Source organism: Nonomuraea sp. 10N515B (genome assembly GCF_052245915.1).
Taxonomy (GTDB): domain Bacteria; phylum Actinomycetota; class Actinomycetes; order Streptosporangiales; family Streptosporangiaceae; genus Nonomuraea.
This window is the reverse complement of the sequence record NZ_JBQQBQ010000024.1, coordinates 1-16,825: the sequence shown is the minus strand read 5'-3', so window position 1 is coordinate 16,825 and position 16,825 is coordinate 1. Positions and strand designations below refer to the sequence as shown.

Below are 16,825 nucleotides of genomic sequence, written 5' to 3'. Positions count from 1 at the left end.
CATGGATGTCATCAACGAACTGCTGGAACGCTCGCACCGCCTGGGAGCCGACCCGCGCAACACCAACTTCGCCGGCGGCAACACCTCGGCCAAGGGCAGTGAGTCCGACCCGGTGACCGGCGAGGACGTCGAGCTGCTCTGGGTCAAGGGCTCCGGCGGCGACCTGGGCACGCTCAAGGAGTCCGGCCTGGCGGTGCTGCGCCTGGACCGGCTGCGCGCGCTCAAGGGCGTCTACCCGGGCGTCGAGCGCGAGGACGAGATGGTCGCCGCGTTCGACTACTGCCTGCACGGCAAGGGCGGGGCGGCCCCGTCGATCGACACGGCCATGCACGGCCTGGTCGAGGCGGGCCACGTCGACCACCTGCACCCCGACGCGGGCATCGCCATCGCGACCGCCGCCGACGGCGAGGAGCTGACCAGGCGCGTCTTCGGCGACCGGGTGGTGTGGGTGCCGTGGCGGCGTCCCGGCTTCCAGCTCGGCCTGGACATCGCCGCGATCAAGGACGCCAACCCGCAGGCGATCGGCTGCGTCCTCGGTGGCCACGGCATCACCGCCTGGGGCGCCACGTCCGAGGAGTGCGAGTCCCGCTCGCTGGAGATCATCCGCACCGCGGAGGCGTACCTGGCCGAGCACGGCCGGCCCGATCCCTTTGGCTCGGTCGTCTACGACACGCTGCCGGAGGCCGAGCGGCACGCCCGCGCGGCCGCGCTGTTCCCGGTCATCCGCGGCCTGGCCTCCATCGACGTGCGCACGGTCGGCCACTACACCGACACGCCCGAGGTGCTGGACTTCGTCTCCCGCGCCGAGCACCCGAGGCTGGCCGCGCTGGGCACGTCCTGCCCCGACCACTTCCTGCGCACGAAGGTCGCCCCGCTGGTGCTCGACCTGCCGCCGGACGCGCCGCTGGAGCAGGCCGTCGAGCGGCTGCGTGAGCTGCACGCCGCCTACCGCGAGGACTACACCGCCTACTACGACCGGCACGCCACCCCGGACTCGCCGCCGATGCGCGGCGCGGACCCGGCGATCGTGCTGGTGCCGGGCGTCGGGATGTTCTCCTTCGGCAAGGACAAGCAGACCGCCCGGGTGGCCGGCGAGTTCTACGTCAACGCCATCAACGTCATGCGCGGCGCCGAGTCCGTCTCCACCTACGCGCCCATCCCCGAGTCGGAGAAGTTCCGCATCGAGTACTGGGAGCTGGAGGAGGCCAAGCTCCGCCGCATGCCCAAGCCCAAGCCGCTGGCCACGCGCGTGGCGCTGGTCACCGGCGGCGGCTCGGGCATCGGCGCGGCCACCGCCCGCCGCCTGGCCGCCGAGGGCGCCTGCGTCGTGATCGCCGACCGCGACCTGGCCGCCGCCGAGAAGGTGGCCGAGGAGATCGGCGCGAGCGCGTACCGGGTGTCCGACGTGGCCGTGGCCGCCGGCGTGGACGTCACCTCCGAGGAGCAGGTCGTCGCCGCGGTACGCGCCGGCGTGCTGGCCTTCGGCGGCGTGGACCTGATCGTCAACAACGCCGGCCTGTCGCTCTCGCGCGCGCTGCTGGAGACCACCCTCGCGGACTGGGACCTGCAGCACGACGTCATGGCGCGCGGCTCGTTCCTGGTCTCCCGCGAGAGCGCCCGGGTGATGATCGACCAGGCCATGGGCGGCGACATCATCTACATCTCGTCCAAGAACGCCGTCTTCGCCGGCCCGAACAACGTCGCCTACGGCGCCGCCAAGGCCGACCAGGCCCACCAGGTCCGGCTGCTCGCGGCCGAGCTGGGCGCCCACGGCGTGCGCGTCAACGGCATCAACCCCGACGGCGTGGTCCGCGGCTCCGGCATCTTCGCCTCCGGCTGGGGCGCCAACCGCGCGAAGGTCTACGGGGTCGAGGAGGAGAATCTCGGCGAGTTCTACGCGCAGCGCACCCTGCTCAAGCGCGAGGTGCTGCCCGAGCACGTGGCCGCGGCCGTCTTCGCCCTCACCGGCGGCGACCTGACCCACACCACGGGCCTGCACATCCCGGTGGACGCCGGCGTGGCCGCCGCCTTCCTGCGCTAGGCGTAGGAGGCGACGAGCCCGACCAGCATCCCCGCGACGCCGGCCGCCGTGATCAGCCAGCCTCCGATCACGGCGGCCCGCCGTCCCCTGCGTGCGCCCGCCCAGTACATGATCACGTACGGCAGGAAGCCCAGTCCGCCGAATCCGACCGCCGGCAACGTCAGAGCGGCGAGCACGCCCATCGTCCCGGCGGGAACGGCCCGATCCCCTTCAGGGGTGAGCTGCGCGCGCTTGACGTCCCCGGCCGAGGAGTCCGGCGAGGCGTCCACCGGCATGGGAGCGCCCACAGAGCCCGACGTGCCCGAGTCCGGCACCACATCCGGGCTGAACAACCCCTTGCAGTCGTAGCGTCCCTCGCCCAGGTCCTCGCACGAGATCACCTGCAGCGTGCCCGGTGTGCCGATCCGGCCCGTCGCGAGCTCCAGATCCCGTACGACGAACACCATCGGCATCAGGCACACCACGAGCCAGAGCAGCACGAGGATGACCTTCCCCACGCGCCCGGGGTCCCGCCCCGCAGGTGTGACGAACTGCACATCGGGCAAGAAATCGCTCATAGGCTCATCATTCTGCCTGCGACTTGGGTTTCACCTGCAGCCTGCTGGGACGGCCGGCTTGCACATCCATCCTGAGAAGTGCATCATCTTCACAAGCAAGGTCATGAGCAGTTATGCATGAATATGCAGGAGGATGGGATGAGGGCGGCGATCGCCGGAGCCAGCGGCTATGCGGGGGGCGAGCTGCTGCGGCTCCTGCTCGGCCATCCCGAGCTTGAGATCGGCGCGCTCACCGCGGCCTCCAGCGCGGGCAGCCGCCTGGGCGCCCACCAGCCCCACCTGCCGCAGCTGGCCGACCGGATCATCGAGGACACCACGGCCGGCGTGCTCGCCGGCCACGACGTCGTGTTCCTGGCGCTGCCCCACGGCCATTCGGCCGCCGTCGCCGCCCAGCTCGGAGCGGACACGGTCGTGGTGGACTGCGGCGCCGACCACCGGCTCGCCGACCCGGCCGCCTGGCAGGAGTTCTACGGCGGCGAGCACGCGGGCACCTGGCCCTACGGGCTGCCCGAGCTGCCGGGACAGCGCGACGCCCTGCGCGGGGCCACCCGGATCGCGGTCCCCGGCTGCTATCCGACCTCGGTCCTGCTGGCCCTGTTCCCGGCGTTCGCCGCCGGGCTGGCCGGGCCGGACGTGGTCGTGGTGGCCGCGAGCGGCACCAGCGGCGCCGGCAAGTCGCTCAAGCCCAATCTCCTGGGCAGCGAGGTCATGGGCTCGGTCAGCGCTTACGGCGTGGGCGGCGTGCACCGGCACACCCCCGAGATGGAGCAGGGCCTGTCGGCCGTCGCCGGCACACCGGTCCGGGTGTCGTTCACCCCGACGCTCGCCCCGATGAGCCGCGGCATCCTCGCCACCTGCACCGCCCCCGCCGCGCCCGGCCTCACCCAAGAGTCGCTCAGGGCGGCGTACGAGGTGGCGCTGAAGGACGAGCCGTTCGTCCGGCTCCTGCCCGAAGGGGTCTGGCCGGCCACCGCCATGACCTACGGCGCCAACACCGCCGCCCTCCAGGTGACGCTCGACGAGCGCGCGGGCCGCGTGGTCGCCGTCATCGCCATCGACAACCTCACCAAGGGCACGGCCGGAGGCGCCATCCAAAGCGTCAACCTCGCCCTCGGCCTGCCGGAAGAACTCGGCCTCCCCCTGACAGGAGTCGCACCGTGACCTCCGCCGTGGCGGCCAAAGGCCCCCGGCCGGGCGGTTCGCGGTTCGCGGCCGGTGCCTGGAGGGCCGAGCTCAGCACCATGTCCTGGGACTCCACGTTTACTCGCAGGCGCGCAACGGTGCGGCTGACGAAGGAGGAAGTGTGAGCGTTACAGCGCCACTAGGTTTCAGAGCCGCAGGTGTCGCCGCCGGGATCAAATCCGCCGGCGCCCGCGACCTGGCCCTCGTCGTCAACGACGGGCCCAGCCGCGCCGCCGCCGGCGTCTTCACCGCCAACCGCGTGAAGGCCGCCCCCGTGTTGTGGTCGCAGCAGGTCCTGGCGGGCGGCCGGCTGCGAGCCGTGGTGCTCAACTCCGGCGGCGCCAACGCCTGCACCGGCCCGGAGGGCTTCCAGGACACGCACGCCACCGCCGAGAAGGTCGCGGCGGCGCTCGAGGACTCGGCGGGCGAGGTCGCGGTCTGCTCGACCGGCCTGATCGGCGAGCGCCTGCCGATGGAGGCGCTGCTGTCCGGCGTCGACATCGCCGCCACCCAGCTGTCCCGGGACGGCGGCCTGGCTGCGGCCGACGCCATCCGGACCACCGACACGGTCTCCAAGATCTCCTTCAAGCGGGCCAACGGCTACATGGTCGGCGGGATGGCCAAGGGCGCGGGCATGCTCGCCCCGGCCCTCGCGACCATGCTCTGCGTGATCACCACGGACGCCGACGTGACCAGCGACGAGCTCGACACGGTGCTCCGCCAGGCCACCGCCAAGACGTTCGACCGGCTCGACACCGACGGCTGCATGTCCACCAACGACACCGTGCTCCTGCTGGCCAGCGCCGCCTCCGGGGTCAAGCCTGACCTGGCGGAGTTCGAGCAGAAGGTCACCGAGGTCTGCGCCGACCTGGCCAGGCAGCTCCTGGTGGACGCCGAAGGCGCCAGCAAGGCCATCGCCATCGAGGTGATCGGCGCCCACTCCGAGCAGGACGCGGTCAAGGTCGGCCGCTCCGTCGCCCGCTCCAACCTGCTCAAGTGCGCCATCCACGGGGAGGATCCCAACTGGGGCCGCGTCCTGGCCGCGATCGGCACCACCGACGCCGTCTTCGAGCCCGACCGGCTCAACGTGGCGATCAACGGCATCTGGATCTGCCGCGGCGGCGCGGTCGGCGACGACCGCTCCAAGGTGGACATGCGCCCCCGGGACGTGACCATCACGATCGACCTGTCGGCCGGACCGCACACGGCGACCGTGCACACCACGGACCTGACGGCCGACTACGTCCACGAGAACTCGGCGTACAGCTCATGAGGCTCTCCACCGCCCAGACCAAGGCCGAGGCCTTGATCGAGGCGCTGCCTTGGCTGACCCGCTTCCACGGCGCGACGGTCGTCATCAAGTACGGCGGCAACGCCATGACCGAAGAGGCGCTCAAGGAGGGCTTCGCCGAGGACGTCGTCTTCCTGCACCACGTGGGCCTGCGCCCGGTGGTCGTGCACGGCGGCGGCCCGCAGATCAGCAGCGCGCTGGACAAGCTCGGCATCGAGTCGACGTTCACCGCCGGCCTGCGGGTCACCACGCCCGAGGCCATGCAGGTCGTCAGGATGGTCCTGACGGGCCAGGTCAACCCCGAGATCGTGGGCCTGGTCAACCGGCACGGCCCGTTCGCGGTCGGCATGTCCGGCGAGGACGCCCACCTGTTCACCGCCGTGCGCAAGCACGCGCTCGTGGACGGCGAGCCGGTCGACATCGGCCAGGTCGGCGAGATCATCAAGGTCGACCCCGGCGCCGTCAAGGCCCTGATCGACGACGGCCGCATCCCCGTGGTCTCCAGTGTCGCCAGGGGAGACGACGGCCAGATCTACAACGTCAACGCCGACACCGCCGCCGCCGCGCTGGCCGTGGCGCTCCAGGCGCAGAAGCTGATCGTGCTGACCGACGTCGAAGGCCTGTACGCCAACTGGCCCGACGACACCGACGTGATCGACAGCCTCACCGCCGACGAGCTGGAAACGCTCATGCCCACGCTGTCCAGCGGCATGGTCCCCAAAATGGAGGCCTGCCTGTCGGCGGTGCAGGGCGGCGTGCCGCAGGCCCACGTGCTCGACGGCCGCGTGCCCCATTCACTGCTGCTAGAGATCTTCACCAATGAGGGAATCGGAACGATGGTGATGCCCTGATGAACCTTTTTGAGAGGTTCGAGAAGGTGTTCATGCCCAACTACGGCATCCCGCCGGTCGCGCTGGCGCGCGGCGAGGGCTGCCGCGTGTGGGACGTGGACGGCAAGCAATACCTCGACTTCATCGGCGGCATCGCGACCAGCTCGCTCGGCCACGCGCACCCCGCCCTGGTCGAGGCCGTGTCGAAGCAGGTCGCCACCATCGCGCACACGAGCAACCTGTTCCTGCACGAGCCCGAGGTGCTGCTCGCCGAGAAGCTCATCGCCCTGCTGAACGCCCCCGCCCGGGTCTTCTTCGCCAACTCCGGCACCGAGGCCAACGAGGCGGCGTACAAGCTGGCGCTCAAGTACGGCCGCCGCGAGGGCCGCTCCTACTTCGTCGCCGCTGAGAACGGCTTCCACGGCCGCACCATCGGCGCCCTGTCGCTGACCGGCAAGCAGTCCATCCGCGACCAGTTCGGCCCGTTCCCCGTCGACGTGCGCTTCGTCCCCTACGGCGACGCCACCGCGCTCAAGGAGGCCGTGACCGGCGACTGCATCGCGGTCTTCCTGGAGCACACCCAGGGCGAGGCCGGCGTGGTGCCCCCGCCGGCCGGCTACTTCGAGGCCGCCCGCGAGATCTGCGACTCGACCGGCGCGCTGCTGGTGGCCGACGAGATCCAGTCGGCGATCGGGCGTACCGGGCACTGGTTCGCCCATCAGGCCGACGGCGTCACGCCCGACATCCTGACCCTGGCCAAGGGCCTGGGCGGCGGGATGCCGATCGGCGCCTGCGTCGGCTTCGGCGAGGTCGGCAAGCTGTTCGCGAAGGGCGACCACGGCTCGACCTTCGGCGGCAACCCGGTCTCCTGCGCCGCCGCCCTGGCGGTGCTGGACACCCTGGACCTCGACCACGTGAAGACCGTTTCCGCACGTCTGCGGGACGGTCTGGAGGCCGTCGGCCATCCGCTGCTGAAGGGCGTCCGCGGCCGCGGCCTGTGGCTGGCCGCGGTCCTGGACGAGCCGCGCTCGGCCGACGTCCAGAAGGCCGCCGCGAACGCCGGCTTCCTGGTGAACGCCCTCCAGCCCGACGCGGTGCGCATCGCCCCGCCGCTGGTGGTGACGGCCGACGAGGTGGACGCCTTCGTGGCCGCGTTCCCCGCGATCCTGGAGGAGGCCGCACGATGACCAGGCATTTCCTGAAGGACGACGACCTCTCGCCCGCCGAGCAGGCGGAGGTCCTCGACCTCGCCGCCGCGATGAAGAAGGACCGGTTCGGCTACCGGCCGTTCGAGGGCCCGCAGACGGTCGCGGTGCTGTTCGACAAGCCGTCGGCCCGCACCCGCGTCTCCTTCCACACCGGCATCGGCGAACTGGGCGGCCTGCCGCTGGTCGTGGACAACGTCTCGGTCCTGATGGGCCGCGGCGAGCCCACCGCCGACCTCGCCAGGGTGCTCGACCGGCAGGTCGCCGCCATCGTCTGGCGGACCACCGGCCAGGAGCTCATCGACGAGATGGCGGCCCACTCCCGCGTGCCGGTCGTCAACGCGCTCACCGACGAGTTCCACCCGTGCCAGATCCTCGCCGACCTGCAGACCGTCCGGGAGCACCTGGGCAGGACCGCCGGCCTCACGCTGACCTACCTCGGCGACGGCGCCAACAACATGGCCCACTCCTACCTGCTCGGCGGCGCCACGGCCGGGATGCACATCCGCATCGCCGCCCCGGCCGGCTACCAGCCCGACGCGGTCATCCTCGACCAGGCCGCCGCCATTGCCGCCAAGACGGGCGGCTCGGTGGTCGCGCTGTCGGACCCGGTCGCCGCCGTCCAGGGCACGCACGTGATCGCCACCGACACGTGGGTGTCGATGGGCCAGGACGGCAAGGAGCAGCGGGTCCGCGACCTCATGCCGTACCAGGTCAATGGCGAGCTGCTCGAGCACGCCGCGCCCGACGCGATCGTGCTGCACTGCCTGCCGGCCTACCGCGACTACGAGATCACCGACGCGGTGCTCGAAGGGCCGCGCAGCGTCGTGTGGGACCAGGCCGAGAACCGGCTGCACGCGCAGAAGGCGCTGCTGCACTGGCTGGCGACGCACCGATGACCATTCCGATGACCAAGGCGGCCAGGCAGCAGAGGATCACCGATCTGCTGCGGCGGCAGGCCGTGCGCTCCCAGCCGGAGCTGGCCAAGCTGCTCGCCGACAGCGGCGTCGAGGTCACCCAGGCCACGCTCTCGCGCGACCTGGACGAGCTCGGGGCGCTCAAGCTGCGCGCGGAGGACGGCTCGCTGGTGTACGCGCTGCCCGGCGAAGGCGGCGGGCGGATCCCGCTGGCCCGGGTGGGCACCGGCGAGTCCCCGTCGGCGAGGCTGCAGCGCGTCGCCGAGGAACTGCTGGTCAGCGCCGAGGCCTCGGCCAACCTGGTCGTCGTGAAAACCCCTCCGGGGGCGGCCCAGTTCATGTCCTCCGCGATCGACCACGCCGACTGGGAGTCCATCCTCGGCACGGTGGCGGGCGACGACACCATCCTCGTCATCACCCGCGACCCGGCAGGCGGGCCGGCGGTCGCCGACGCCCTCCTGAAAGTCGCCGCCCGGCGTAGTTTGGAGCAGAAATGACCGAGCGCGTGGTCCTCGCCTACTCCGGCGGGCTCGACACCTCCGTCGCCATCCCCTACCTCGCCGAGAAGATGAACGCCGAGGTCGTCTGCGTCGCCGTGGACCTCGGCCAGGGCGGCGAGGACATGGAGGCGATCCAGAAGCGGGCCATCGACTGCGGCGCCGCCGAGTCGGTCGTGGTGGACGCCAAGGAGGAGTTCGCCGCCGACTTCTGCGTGCCCGCGCTGCAGGCCAACGCCCTCTACATGGACCGCTACCCGCTGGTGTCGTCGCTGTCGCGCCCGCTCATCGCCAAGCATCTGGTGTCGGCGGCCCAGCAGTTCGGCGGCACCGTCGTCTCGCACGGCTGCACCGGCAAGGGCAACGACCAGGTCCGCTTCGAGGCCGGCCTGGCCGCGCTGGCGCCCGGCCTGAAGGTCGTCGCGCCCGCCCGCGACTTCGCCTGGACCCGCGACAAGGCCATCGAGTACGCCGAGGACAAGGGCCTGCCCATCGAGACGTCGAAGAAGAACCCGTTCTCCATCGACCAGAACCTCTGGGGCCGCGCCGTCGAGACGGGCTTCCTGGAGGACATCTGGAACGGCCCGACCGAAGAGGTCTACTCCTACACCGCCGACCCGTCCCAGCCGCAGGAGCCGGACGAGGTCGTCGTCACCTTCGAGGCGGGCGTCCCGGTCAAGATCGACGGGCGGCCGCTGACGCCGTACCAGATCATCGACGAGCTCAACAAGCGCGCCGGCGCCCAGGGCGTCGGCCGGATCGACATGGTCGAGGACCGGCTCGTCGGCATCAAGTCCCGCGAGGTGTACGAGGCGCCGGGCGCCATCGCGCTCATCACCGCCCACATGGAGCTGGAGAACGTCACCGTCGAGCGTGACCTGGCCCGCTTCAAGCGCGGCGTCGACCAGCGGTGGAGCGAGCTCGTCTACGACGGCTTGTGGTTCTCGCCGCTCAAGGACGCCCTCGACGCGCTCATCGCCGAGGCCCAGAAGCACGTCTCCGGCGACATCCGCATGACGCTGCACGCCGGCAAGGCCACCGTCACCGGCCGCCGCTCCGAGGAGTCCCTGTACGATTTCTCGCTGGCCACGTACGACACCGGCGACACCTTCGACCAGTCGCTCGCCAAGGGCTTCGTCCAGCTGTTCTCCCTTCCCGCGAAGATCGCCGCGGCGCGGGACGCGAGGAAGGGCTGATGCACTAATGTCGCGCCGGAGCGCAGGAGCTCGGGGCGAGAGAGCGAGGAACGATGCCAACGAGCACCGAAGCGGGCGCGACCATGAATACAGATAGAGGAGGAGAAGATTACGGTGAGTGATGGCAAGCCGATGCGGCTGTGGGGCGGGCGGTTCGAAGGAGGCCCGGCCGACGCGCTGACCCGGCTGTCGGTGAGCGTGCACTTCGACTGGCGGCTGGTGCCGTACGACCTGGCGGCGTCCAGGGCGCACGCGCGCGTGCTGCACAAAGCGGGGCTGCTGAACGACGAGGAGCTCGAGCGCATGATCGGCGCGCTCGACGACCTGGAGCGGGCCTGCAAGGCGGGCGAGTTCCGGCCGACGGTCGCCGACGAGGACGTGCACACCGCGCTGGAGCGCGGCCTGCTGGAGCGGCTCGGCTCGCTCGGCGGCAAGCTCCGCGCCGGCCGCTCGCGCAACGACCAGATCGCCACCGACCTGCGTCTCTATCTCCGCGACCACGCCCGCACGATCGTCTCCCGGCTGGTCGAGCTGGAAACGGCGCTGATGACCCAGGCCGCCGAGCACGCCGAGACGGCCGCGCCCGGCATGACGCACCTGCAGCACGCGCAGCCGGTGTCGTTCGGCCACCAGCTGCTGGCGCACGTGCACGCCTTCACCCGCGACATCGACCGGCTCATCGACTGGGACAAGCGCGCCGCGATCTCCCCGCTCGGGTCCGGCGCGCTGGCGGGCTCGTCGCTTCCGCTGGATCCGCAGGCCGTGGCGCAGGAGCTGGGCTTCTCGGCCGCCGCGCCCAACTCCATGGACGCCGTCGCCGACCGGGACTTCGCGGCCGAGTTCCTGTTCGCCGCCGCCCTGATCGGGGTCCACCTGTCGCGGCTGGGCGAGGAGATCGTCCTGTGGGCCTCGCAGGAGTTCCGCTGGATCGAGATGGACGACGCCTACTCCACCGGCTCGTCGATCATGCCGCAGAAGAAGAACCCCGACGTGGCCGAGCTGGCCCGCGGCAAGTCAGGGCGGCTGATCGGCAACCTGATGTCGCTGCTGACCACGCTCAAGGGCCTGCCGCTGACCTACAACCGCGACCTGCAGGAGGACAAGGAGCCGGTCTTCGACTCCGTCGACACGCTCCTGCTCGTCCTGCCCGCGATGGCCGGGCTCGTCGCGACCATGCGGGTCAACACCGCCCGCCTGGAGGCCTCCGCCCCGGACGGGTTCGCGCTCGCCACCGACCTGGCCGAGCTGCTGGTGCGCCGCGGCGTGGCGTTCCGCGAGGCCCACGAGGCCGTCGGCCACCTGGTGGTGTGGTGCCAGGTGCACGACAAGGACCTCGGCGAGCTCACCGACGACGAGCTGGCCAAGGTGTCGCCGCACCTCACGCCCGACGTGCGCGACGTGCTCAACGTGCCCGGAGCGCTGGCCGCGCGCAAGGCGCACGGCGGCACGGCACCCGACCGCGTACGCGACCAGCTCATCGCGCTCCGCGAAGCGGTCGACGCGCAGGCGGCATGGGCGGCGGGCAGCTGAGCTCCGCCCCGCTGCCGCGGAGCTTCTTCGACAGGCCGTCGCACGAGGTGGCGCCCGACCTGCTCGGGCGCGTCCTCGCACACGGCAACGTCGCCGTGCGCCTGACCGAGGTCGAGGCGTACGGCGGCCCGGGCGAGGACCCGGCGGCGCACACCTACCGCGGCAGGACGCCCCGCAACGCCGTCATGTTCGGCCCGCCGGGTCACCTGTACGTGTACTTCACCTACGGCATGCACTTCTGCGCCAACCTCGTCTGCCTGCCCGACGGTTGCGGCTCGGCCGTGCTGCTGCGGGCGGGCGAGGTGGTGGCGGGTCTCGACGAGGCACGCCGGCGGCGCAACGGCGGGCGCGCGGCGGACAGCGCCGGCCGCAGGACCATCCCCGACCGGGATCTCGCCCGGGGCCCCGCAAGGCTCGCGGTGGCCCTCGGCCTCCTGCGCGAGCACAACGGCCTCGACGCGATCTGGGAAGGCCCGCCGGATCCGACCGGTGGGGACGGCGCCCGCCGGCTGACCGGCCGGCCCCACACAGCGGCCATGATGCTCGAAGGCGACCCGGCCGACCCCGCCTCGATCAGGTCAGGGCCTCGCACCGGCATCTCGACGGCCAAGGAGGTGCCGTGGCGGTTCTGGATCGAGGGCGACCCGACCGTGTCCCCGTACCGAGCTCACGTGCCGCGCCGCCGGAGCGCCGCCGCCACCTCCGTGGGAGAGGCGCCCAGCTCGTGAGGACTGAAGACATGCAGGTGATCACCCGTGTCGATCTCCAGCATCTCGCTGCGCAGCCCCCACCTCCTGCGGACGTCGACCTTGATGTCCCAGATCGCCTCCCAGGGCACGTGCCGCTTGCCCGCGAACCCGTGCACCACGGTGATCCCGCTCTCGTCGGCCGCCAGCCGCACCGGAACGATCAGGTCACGCAGCCCCATCGCCCCCACCAGGACGGCCGCGGGGACGGCTAGGATCACGCCGCGGACATCGCCTGCCAACCACCAGTAAACGGCGAGTCCGGCGCATACCAGACCCCCTAAGATCTTGAAAACGGCCAGCTCGCGACGGACCCTCCACATGGAGACAGAGCGTATCCAAGTGGCGGTCAACCCAGGCGATCAGGCACGCTTGTAACACCCAACGTCCAACGTCTCAATGAAAGCCGGCACCGTGATCGACATTCTCGATGACCTCGCGTGGCGAGGCCTGATCGCTCAGTCCACCGACCTCGACGCCCTGCGTGCGTCCATGGCCAAGGGACCGATCACGGTCTATTGCGGTTTCGACCCGACCGCGCCTTCCCTGCACGTCGGCCACTTCGTGCCGCTGCTCACGCTGCGCCGCCTGCAGCGGGCCGGGCACCGCCCGATCGGCCTGGTCGGCGGCGCCACCGGCCTGATCGGCGACCCGAGCGGCCGCAACACCGAGCGCTCACTGAACGCGACCGAGGTCGTCGCCGAATGGGTGGAGCGCCTGCGCGGGCAGGTCGGCCGGTTCCTCGATTTCGACGCCCAGCCCAACGCCGCCCTCATGGTGAGCAACCTCGACTGGACCGGCGAGCTGAGCGCCATCGGCTTCCTGCGCGACATCGGCAAGCACTTCCCGGTCAACCGCATGCTGGCCAGGGAGTCGGTCTCCGCGCGCCTGCAGGGTGAGGGGCTGAGCTACACCGAGTTCAGCTACCAGATCCTGCAGGCCAACGACTACCTCGAGCTGCACCGCCGCTACAACTGCACGCTGCAGATCGGCGGCAGCGACCAGTGGGGCAACCTCACGGCGGGCGCCGACCTGATCCGCCGCGTCGAGGGTGCGCACGTCCACGCGCTCACCCTGCCGCTGATCACGAAGGCCGACGGCACCAAGTTCGGCAAGACGGCGGGTGGCGCGCTCTGGCTCGACCCGGAGATGACCTCGCCCTACGCCTTCTACCAATACTTCCTCAACTCCGATGACCGCGACGTGATCCACTACCTCAAGGTGTTCACGTTCAAGAGCCGCGAGGAGATCGAGGCCCTGGAGAAGGCCGTCGCCGAGCGGCCCTTCGCCCGCGAGGCGCAGCGGACGCTGGCCGAGGACCTGACCGAGTTGCTGCATGGCAAGGAAGAGCTCGACGCGGTCGTGGCGGCCTCCAAGGCGCTCTTCGGCCAGGGTGCTCTGGAAGACCTGCCCGCCTCGACGCTGGCGGCCGCGCTGGCCGAGGTGCCCAAGGCCGAGATCTCCGCGCTGGGGGTGCCGTTCGTGGACCTGCTGGCCGACAGCGGCCTGGTGGAGTCGAAGTCGGCGGCCCGGCGGGCGGTCAAGGAGGGCGGGGCATACCTCAACAACGTCAAGATCACCGACGAGACTTACGTGCCGGCCGCCGACGACCTGCTGCACGGGCGCTTCATGGTGCTGCGGCGTGGCAAGAAGTCAATCGGCGGCGTCGAGGTCGGCTGACCGGTGCTTGTGCCAAGCGGGCCTTTCCAGTGGCGGAAGGCCCGCTTCGGCGTAGTACGAGGCGTTTTCGCAGCTGGTCGGGTCCGTCGGTGAACTCTCAGCAGTTCAGCGACGAATGAACAGAGCCACGGTGAGGCCCGGCAGATCCCCGGAGTGCTTGGCCATGCTGAGTTCGAACCCCGCCTCTTTCACCTGTCCGACGCGAGGAATCCCGTCACCCTCCAGCCCCGACTTCTTCGTCCCCCGCCACACCACCCAGACCCGTTCCCGCCTGTGCAGCGCCGCGGAGACATCGGACCGCTCGGGATAACCGAACCCGTCGGGGTGGGGCGCGACACCGATCCGTAGCACATCGACCGGCATCAGGGAGTCCGCGTAGTAGTCGAATCCCCGGCGCACCTGGCTCTGCCCGAACACGATCGCATCGTCCGGCTCGGCCCTGATCACGCGAAGGGCCCACGGGATGTTCTCGAAGCGCCCGTTCTCCTCCCGGATCTCCACGTGATCAGGAAAGGCCAGCCCGGCCCCGAGCAACACGACCACCACCCCCGCGGCCACGGGGAAGCGCGGGATGGCGGCCACGGCCAGCCCCGCCAGCAGCGCCAGAGCCGGAGCGGTCACGAAGAGATACCGGTCCACATAGACCGGGGTGAGCAGGTGAGACACCGCGAGAAGCAGCAGCGGCGGCAAGATCAGCCACCCCACCAGCGCGAGCGCCCATGCCCTGTCCCTGCCGCCCGCCGATGAGCCCGCGCCTCCCGCGGGTGATCCCGCGCCGTCCGCCGGTGAGCCCGCGCCCCCAGCTCCACGCCGGCCCGCCCACAACAGCGCCGCGCCGGCCAGCGCCATCGCGAACAACAACACACCGAGCGCCGTCGTGCCGGCCGCCATCTTGGGGAACTTCAGCCACACCTCAGGCCCGCGCTGCGGGATCCAGCTGATCGCGTGCCGCTCGCCGTACCCGATCAGTCCCAGCACCACGGCAGGCACGAAGCCGGCGGCGAGCGCGCCCAGCATCGGCGCGAGCACCGCCCGGCGGGCCAGCGCCACGTGGGCGGGCAGCGCCAGCACAGCGAACAGATGCGTCGAGCACACCAGCGCGATCGCCACCCCGTAAACCACCCACCGCCTGCCCTCCGGACGCTCGAGAGCCCGGTGCAGCGCCCAGAAGGAGAACACGACGGCCGCGGCCGCGAACGCGTACGACCTGGCGAAAGCCCCGAGGTAGGACACCGACGGCAGGATCGCGAAGACGGCGGCCGCGGTCACGCCGGCGCGGGCGGAGTGCAGGCGCCGCCCCAGATCGGTCAGGAACCAGGCCGCCACGCCGATCACGATCGCCGACGGCAACCGCAGCCACAGCTCTGCCGTGCCGGCCTTCATCCAGAAGTGCATGAACAGGTAGTACGGCAGGAAATGGCCGTCGATGTGCTGCGCCAGCTCCCACATACCCGCCAGCGACCGTGAGGCGAAGCTGATGGTGGCCAGCTCGTCGCCGTTCAAGGTGGCGGAACCCGTTCCCGAGAAGGCCGCGCCGCCCGCGAGCAATGCCATCCACCACGGGGTTGACCTGCGGAGACGTTGGGCGGGGCGAGCAGGGGGTGCAAGAGTGGCGGCAGTGGTCACCGGGGCAGGATACGCGGCGTAAGAGCGGTCAAATGGCAGATGTGATGGCCGGTCCCCTCATTGGCGCGAATCACCTCCGTGTCACTGACTGGTGGTACGTGTCGGCTTCATAACGATCACCACGCGCCGCTCCGCATCGCCGACCGGTCGCTCGTACTCCAAGCCGTAGCGCGTGGCCAGCACGTCGAAGAAGTCACCCGACGAATCCGGCTCAACCCGCTCGACCACGCCCCGGATCTCCAGATAGCGGTACGGCCTCTCGGGGTCGTTGATCGAGATCGCCAGGTGCGCGTTCTGGGTGACATTTCGGTGCTTGCGGCGGTCCGTCGTGGTCGTGAATCGCAGGTACTCCCCGTCCCACACCGTCCAGACCGGATTCACGTTGGGCGTGCCGTCCGGCTCGATCGTCGCCAGGTGGGCGAACAGCGGCCGCTCCAGCAGATCCAGGTGGCTCTTCGGAATCATCGCTTCCTCTTCTCCTTCAGTGCCCGATCTTCAGCGAGCTGACTTTATCAAGGTTTTGATGATTATCAAGGTTCGAATCATTGTATGAGGTTGTATTGTCCGGGCATGGGGATGCCCGCAGGTGAACGGCTCGGCATGGACATCAAGCGCACCGAGCAGTCGCTCATGACCGCCAAGCAGCTGGCCGTCAGGGCGGCCGGGTTGACCGTCCCTCAATACGCGGCGCTGCTCGTGCTTGCCGACAGTCCCGGAATCTCAGGTGCGGCGCTGGCGCGGACCTGCCTCGTGACGCCGCAGGCCATGACGGTCGTGCTCAAGAACCTGGAGGAACGCGGCCTCATCGAGCGCTCGCCGCATCCCTGGCATCGCAACGTCCTCGAGACCCGGCTCACGGAGTCCGGGCGTGCGGCAGTGGAAGTGGCGGACGAGAGGGCCGTGATGATCGAACGGGCCATCGCGGATGAGTTCACCGAGGGGGAGCGTGCGACGTTGCGCGAGCTGCTGGCCCGATGCGAGCAGGCCATCGGGCGCGGGGCGGCGCAGCTGTGAACGGCCCGTGCCTGGCGATTTGACGTGTCGCGAATCGCGACCTAATCTTTGACTTCGCCCCGGGAGTGAGCCGGACGCCGATCAGGCGGACGGGCCTCGGACAAGCCCCTTGAAATGACGAACCACTCGGCAGAGTCGCTTCGGCGTGCTCGAGCCCGAGTCGTTCCTGGGTGTGCCGCAGTCACCGGAAAATCGGTTGATTCGACAAGCTCTGGATGGAACGGTAAGTTACGAGGGTTGCCCCGGAAACGGGGCGCACCATTCTACAGAGGTTGGGCAGCGCTTCTCAAGTCTCACGATTTGACACAGCACTTTCTCGCTTGATAAGATGGTGAAGACGAAACTGTCGCCTCCAACTCGAGATCGCAAGATGTCGATGAGGATGTACGCGTCCGTTTCTTGAGAACTCAACAGTGTGTTAAAAGCCAGTGCATGTGCATCACACATGTATGACCCCGTCATTTTTGACGGTTATTGCTTGGATGATTCATCCGAACATGATCATTGTTTGGA

Annotated in this window: 16 protein-coding genes; 12 read left to right on the top strand and 4 right to left on the bottom strand. The window is 70.2% G+C overall.

From position 1 onward, the window contains the following. The first annotated feature begins 1 nt into the window (after position 1). Complete coding sequence (locus ACTWQA_RS31070; RefSeq protein WP_443162581.1) at positions 2-2,041, top strand: bifunctional aldolase/short-chain dehydrogenase; 2,040 nt, start codon at positions 2-4, stop codon at positions 2,039-2,041. On the opposite strand, the gene ACTWQA_RS31065 is transcribed toward ACTWQA_RS31070, so the two are convergent. Then, positions 2,038-2,598 carry a hypothetical protein gene (locus ACTWQA_RS31065; RefSeq protein ID WP_443162580.1) on the bottom strand — a complete coding sequence of 187 codons (561 nt, stop codon included), beginning with the start codon at positions 2,596-2,598 and terminating at the stop codon, positions 2,038-2,040. The two genes, ACTWQA_RS31070 and ACTWQA_RS31065, sit on opposite strands and share 4 nt — an antisense overlap. A gap of 123 nt (positions 2,599-2,721) precedes the next feature. Between ACTWQA_RS31065 and argC the strand changes: the two genes are divergently transcribed. The 9 genes from argC to ACTWQA_RS31020 all read left to right on the top strand — a co-directional run bounded on the left by argC (position 2,722) and on the right by ACTWQA_RS31020 (position 11,974). Further along, on the top strand, positions 2,722-3,759 hold the full coding sequence (argC, locus tag ACTWQA_RS31060; RefSeq protein WP_443162679.1) for an N-acetyl-gamma-glutamyl-phosphate reductase: 1,038 nt from the start codon (positions 2,722-2,724) through the stop codon (positions 3,757-3,759). A gap of 142 nt (positions 3,760-3,901) precedes the next feature. Then, a complete protein-coding gene (argJ, locus tag ACTWQA_RS31055; protein ID WP_443162579.1) occupies positions 3,902-5,053 on the top strand; it encodes a bifunctional glutamate N-acetyltransferase/amino-acid acetyltransferase ArgJ in 1,152 nt (383 codons plus the stop codon). Continuing rightward, the gene (gene argB, locus ACTWQA_RS31050) at positions 5,050-5,922 is read left to right on the top strand and encodes an acetylglutamate kinase (protein ID WP_305921740.1); all 873 of its coding nucleotides are present in this window, start codon (positions 5,050-5,052) and stop codon (positions 5,920-5,922) included. The genes argJ and argB overlap by 4 nt, the downstream gene beginning before the upstream one ends. Then, the gene (locus tag ACTWQA_RS31045) at positions 5,922-7,088 is read left to right on the top strand and encodes an acetylornithine transaminase (protein ID WP_443162578.1); all 1,167 of its coding nucleotides are present in this window, start codon (positions 5,922-5,924) and stop codon (positions 7,086-7,088) included. The genes argB and ACTWQA_RS31045 overlap by 1 nt, the downstream gene beginning before the upstream one ends. Next, a complete protein-coding gene (gene argF / locus ACTWQA_RS31040; protein WP_443162577.1) occupies positions 7,085-8,005 on the top strand; it encodes an ornithine carbamoyltransferase in 921 nt (306 codons plus the stop codon). Before ACTWQA_RS31045 ends, argF begins: the two co-directional genes overlap by 4 nt. Next, the gene (locus ACTWQA_RS31035) at positions 8,002-8,520 is read left to right on the top strand and encodes an arginine repressor (RefSeq protein ID WP_327580790.1); all 519 of its coding nucleotides are present in this window, start codon (positions 8,002-8,004) and stop codon (positions 8,518-8,520) included. The genes argF and ACTWQA_RS31035 overlap by 4 nt, the downstream gene beginning before the upstream one ends. Beyond that, complete coding sequence (locus ACTWQA_RS31030) at positions 8,517-9,716, top strand: argininosuccinate synthase (RefSeq protein WP_443162576.1); 1,200 nt, start codon at positions 8,517-8,519, stop codon at positions 9,714-9,716. Before ACTWQA_RS31035 ends, ACTWQA_RS31030 begins: the two co-directional genes overlap by 4 nt. Before the next feature lie 132 nt (positions 9,717-9,848). After that, positions 9,849-11,246, top strand: a complete 1,398-nt coding sequence (gene argH, locus ACTWQA_RS31025) for an argininosuccinate lyase (RefSeq protein ID WP_443162678.1) — start codon at positions 9,849-9,851, stop codon at positions 11,244-11,246. Then, the gene (locus ACTWQA_RS31020; RefSeq protein WP_443162575.1) at positions 11,228-11,974 is read left to right on the top strand and encodes a DNA-3-methyladenine glycosylase; all 747 of its coding nucleotides are present in this window, start codon (positions 11,228-11,230) and stop codon (positions 11,972-11,974) included. The genes argH and ACTWQA_RS31020 overlap by 19 nt, the downstream gene beginning before the upstream one ends. Here the strand turns inward: ACTWQA_RS31020 and ACTWQA_RS31015 are convergent. Next, a complete protein-coding gene (locus ACTWQA_RS31015; RefSeq protein WP_443162574.1) occupies positions 11,914-12,315 on the bottom strand; it encodes a PH domain-containing protein in 402 nt (133 codons plus the stop codon). The two genes, ACTWQA_RS31020 and ACTWQA_RS31015, sit on opposite strands and share 61 nt — an antisense overlap. Before the next feature lie 91 nt (positions 12,316-12,406). On the opposite strand from ACTWQA_RS31015, the gene tyrS reads away from it, so the two are divergent. After that, on the top strand, positions 12,407-13,672 hold the full coding sequence (gene tyrS, locus ACTWQA_RS31010) for a tyrosine--tRNA ligase (protein WP_305921761.1): 1,266 nt from the start codon (positions 12,407-12,409) through the stop codon (positions 13,670-13,672). Between the two features lie 105 nt (positions 13,673-13,777). Here tyrS and ACTWQA_RS31005 read toward each other — a convergent pair whose 3' ends face one another. Together ACTWQA_RS31005 and ACTWQA_RS31000 are read right to left on the bottom strand one after the other, a co-directional pair. After that, positions 13,778-15,226: a glycosyltransferase family 39 protein gene (locus tag ACTWQA_RS31005; RefSeq protein WP_443162573.1), complete on the bottom strand. Its 1,449-nt coding sequence runs from the start codon at positions 15,224-15,226 to the stop codon at positions 13,778-13,780. A gap of 153 nt (positions 15,227-15,379) precedes the next feature. Next, positions 15,380-15,763: a PPOX class F420-dependent oxidoreductase gene (locus ACTWQA_RS31000; RefSeq protein WP_443162572.1), complete on the bottom strand. Its 384-nt coding sequence runs from the start codon at positions 15,761-15,763 to the stop codon at positions 15,380-15,382. 105 nt (positions 15,764-15,868) lie between these two features. On the opposite strand from ACTWQA_RS31000, the gene ACTWQA_RS30995 reads away from it, so the two are divergent. Next, positions 15,869-16,312 (top strand): MarR family winged helix-turn-helix transcriptional regulator, encoded by a 444-nt coding sequence (locus ACTWQA_RS30995; protein ID WP_443162571.1) that lies wholly within the window; start codon positions 15,869-15,871, stop codon positions 16,310-16,312. The last annotated feature ends 513 nt before the right edge of the window (positions 16,313-16,825 follow it).

What these genes read in the sequence shown, in the direction of transcription:
- ACTWQA_RS31070 (WP_443162581.1), top strand. Translation starts at nt 2, where the DNA reads ATGGATGTCATCAACGAACTGCTGGAACGCTCGCACCGCCTGGGAGCC.
- ACTWQA_RS30995 (WP_443162571.1), top strand. Translation starts at nt 15,869, where the DNA reads ATGGGGATGCCCGCAGGTGAACGGCTCGGCATGGACATCAAGCGCACC.
- ACTWQA_RS31065 (WP_443162580.1), bottom strand. Translation starts at nt 2,598, where the DNA reads ATGAGCGATTTCTTGCCCGATGTGCAGTTCGTCACACCTGCGGGGCGG.
- ACTWQA_RS31030 (WP_443162576.1), top strand. Translation starts at nt 8,517, where the DNA reads ATGACCGAGCGCGTGGTCCTCGCCTACTCCGGCGGGCTCGACACCTCC.
- ACTWQA_RS31005 (WP_443162573.1), bottom strand. Translation starts at nt 15,226, where the DNA reads ATGGCATTGCTCGCGGGCGGCGCGGCCTTCTCGGGAACGGGTTCCGCC.
- argH (WP_443162678.1), top strand. Translation starts at nt 9,849, where the DNA reads ATGCGGCTGTGGGGCGGGCGGTTCGAAGGAGGCCCGGCCGACGCGCTG.
- ACTWQA_RS31020 (WP_443162575.1), top strand. Translation starts at nt 11,228, where the DNA reads ATGGGCGGCGGGCAGCTGAGCTCCGCCCCGCTGCCGCGGAGCTTCTTC.
- ACTWQA_RS31000 (WP_443162572.1), bottom strand. Translation starts at nt 15,763, where the DNA reads ATGATTCCGAAGAGCCACCTGGATCTGCTGGAGCGGCCGCTGTTCGCC.
- argF (WP_443162577.1), top strand. Translation starts at nt 7,085, where the DNA reads ATGACCAGGCATTTCCTGAAGGACGACGACCTCTCGCCCGCCGAGCAG.
- argB (WP_305921740.1), top strand. Translation starts at nt 5,050, where the DNA reads ATGAGGCTCTCCACCGCCCAGACCAAGGCCGAGGCCTTGATCGAGGCG.
- argC (WP_443162679.1), top strand. Translation starts at nt 2,722, where the DNA reads ATGCAGGAGGATGGGATGAGGGCGGCGATCGCCGGAGCCAGCGGCTAT.
- ACTWQA_RS31035 (WP_327580790.1), top strand. Translation starts at nt 8,002, where the DNA reads ATGACCATTCCGATGACCAAGGCGGCCAGGCAGCAGAGGATCACCGAT.
- ACTWQA_RS31045 (WP_443162578.1), top strand. Translation starts at nt 5,922, where the DNA reads ATGAACCTTTTTGAGAGGTTCGAGAAGGTGTTCATGCCCAACTACGGC.
- ACTWQA_RS31015 (WP_443162574.1), bottom strand. Translation starts at nt 12,315, where the DNA reads ATGTGGAGGGTCCGTCGCGAGCTGGCCGTTTTCAAGATCTTAGGGGGT.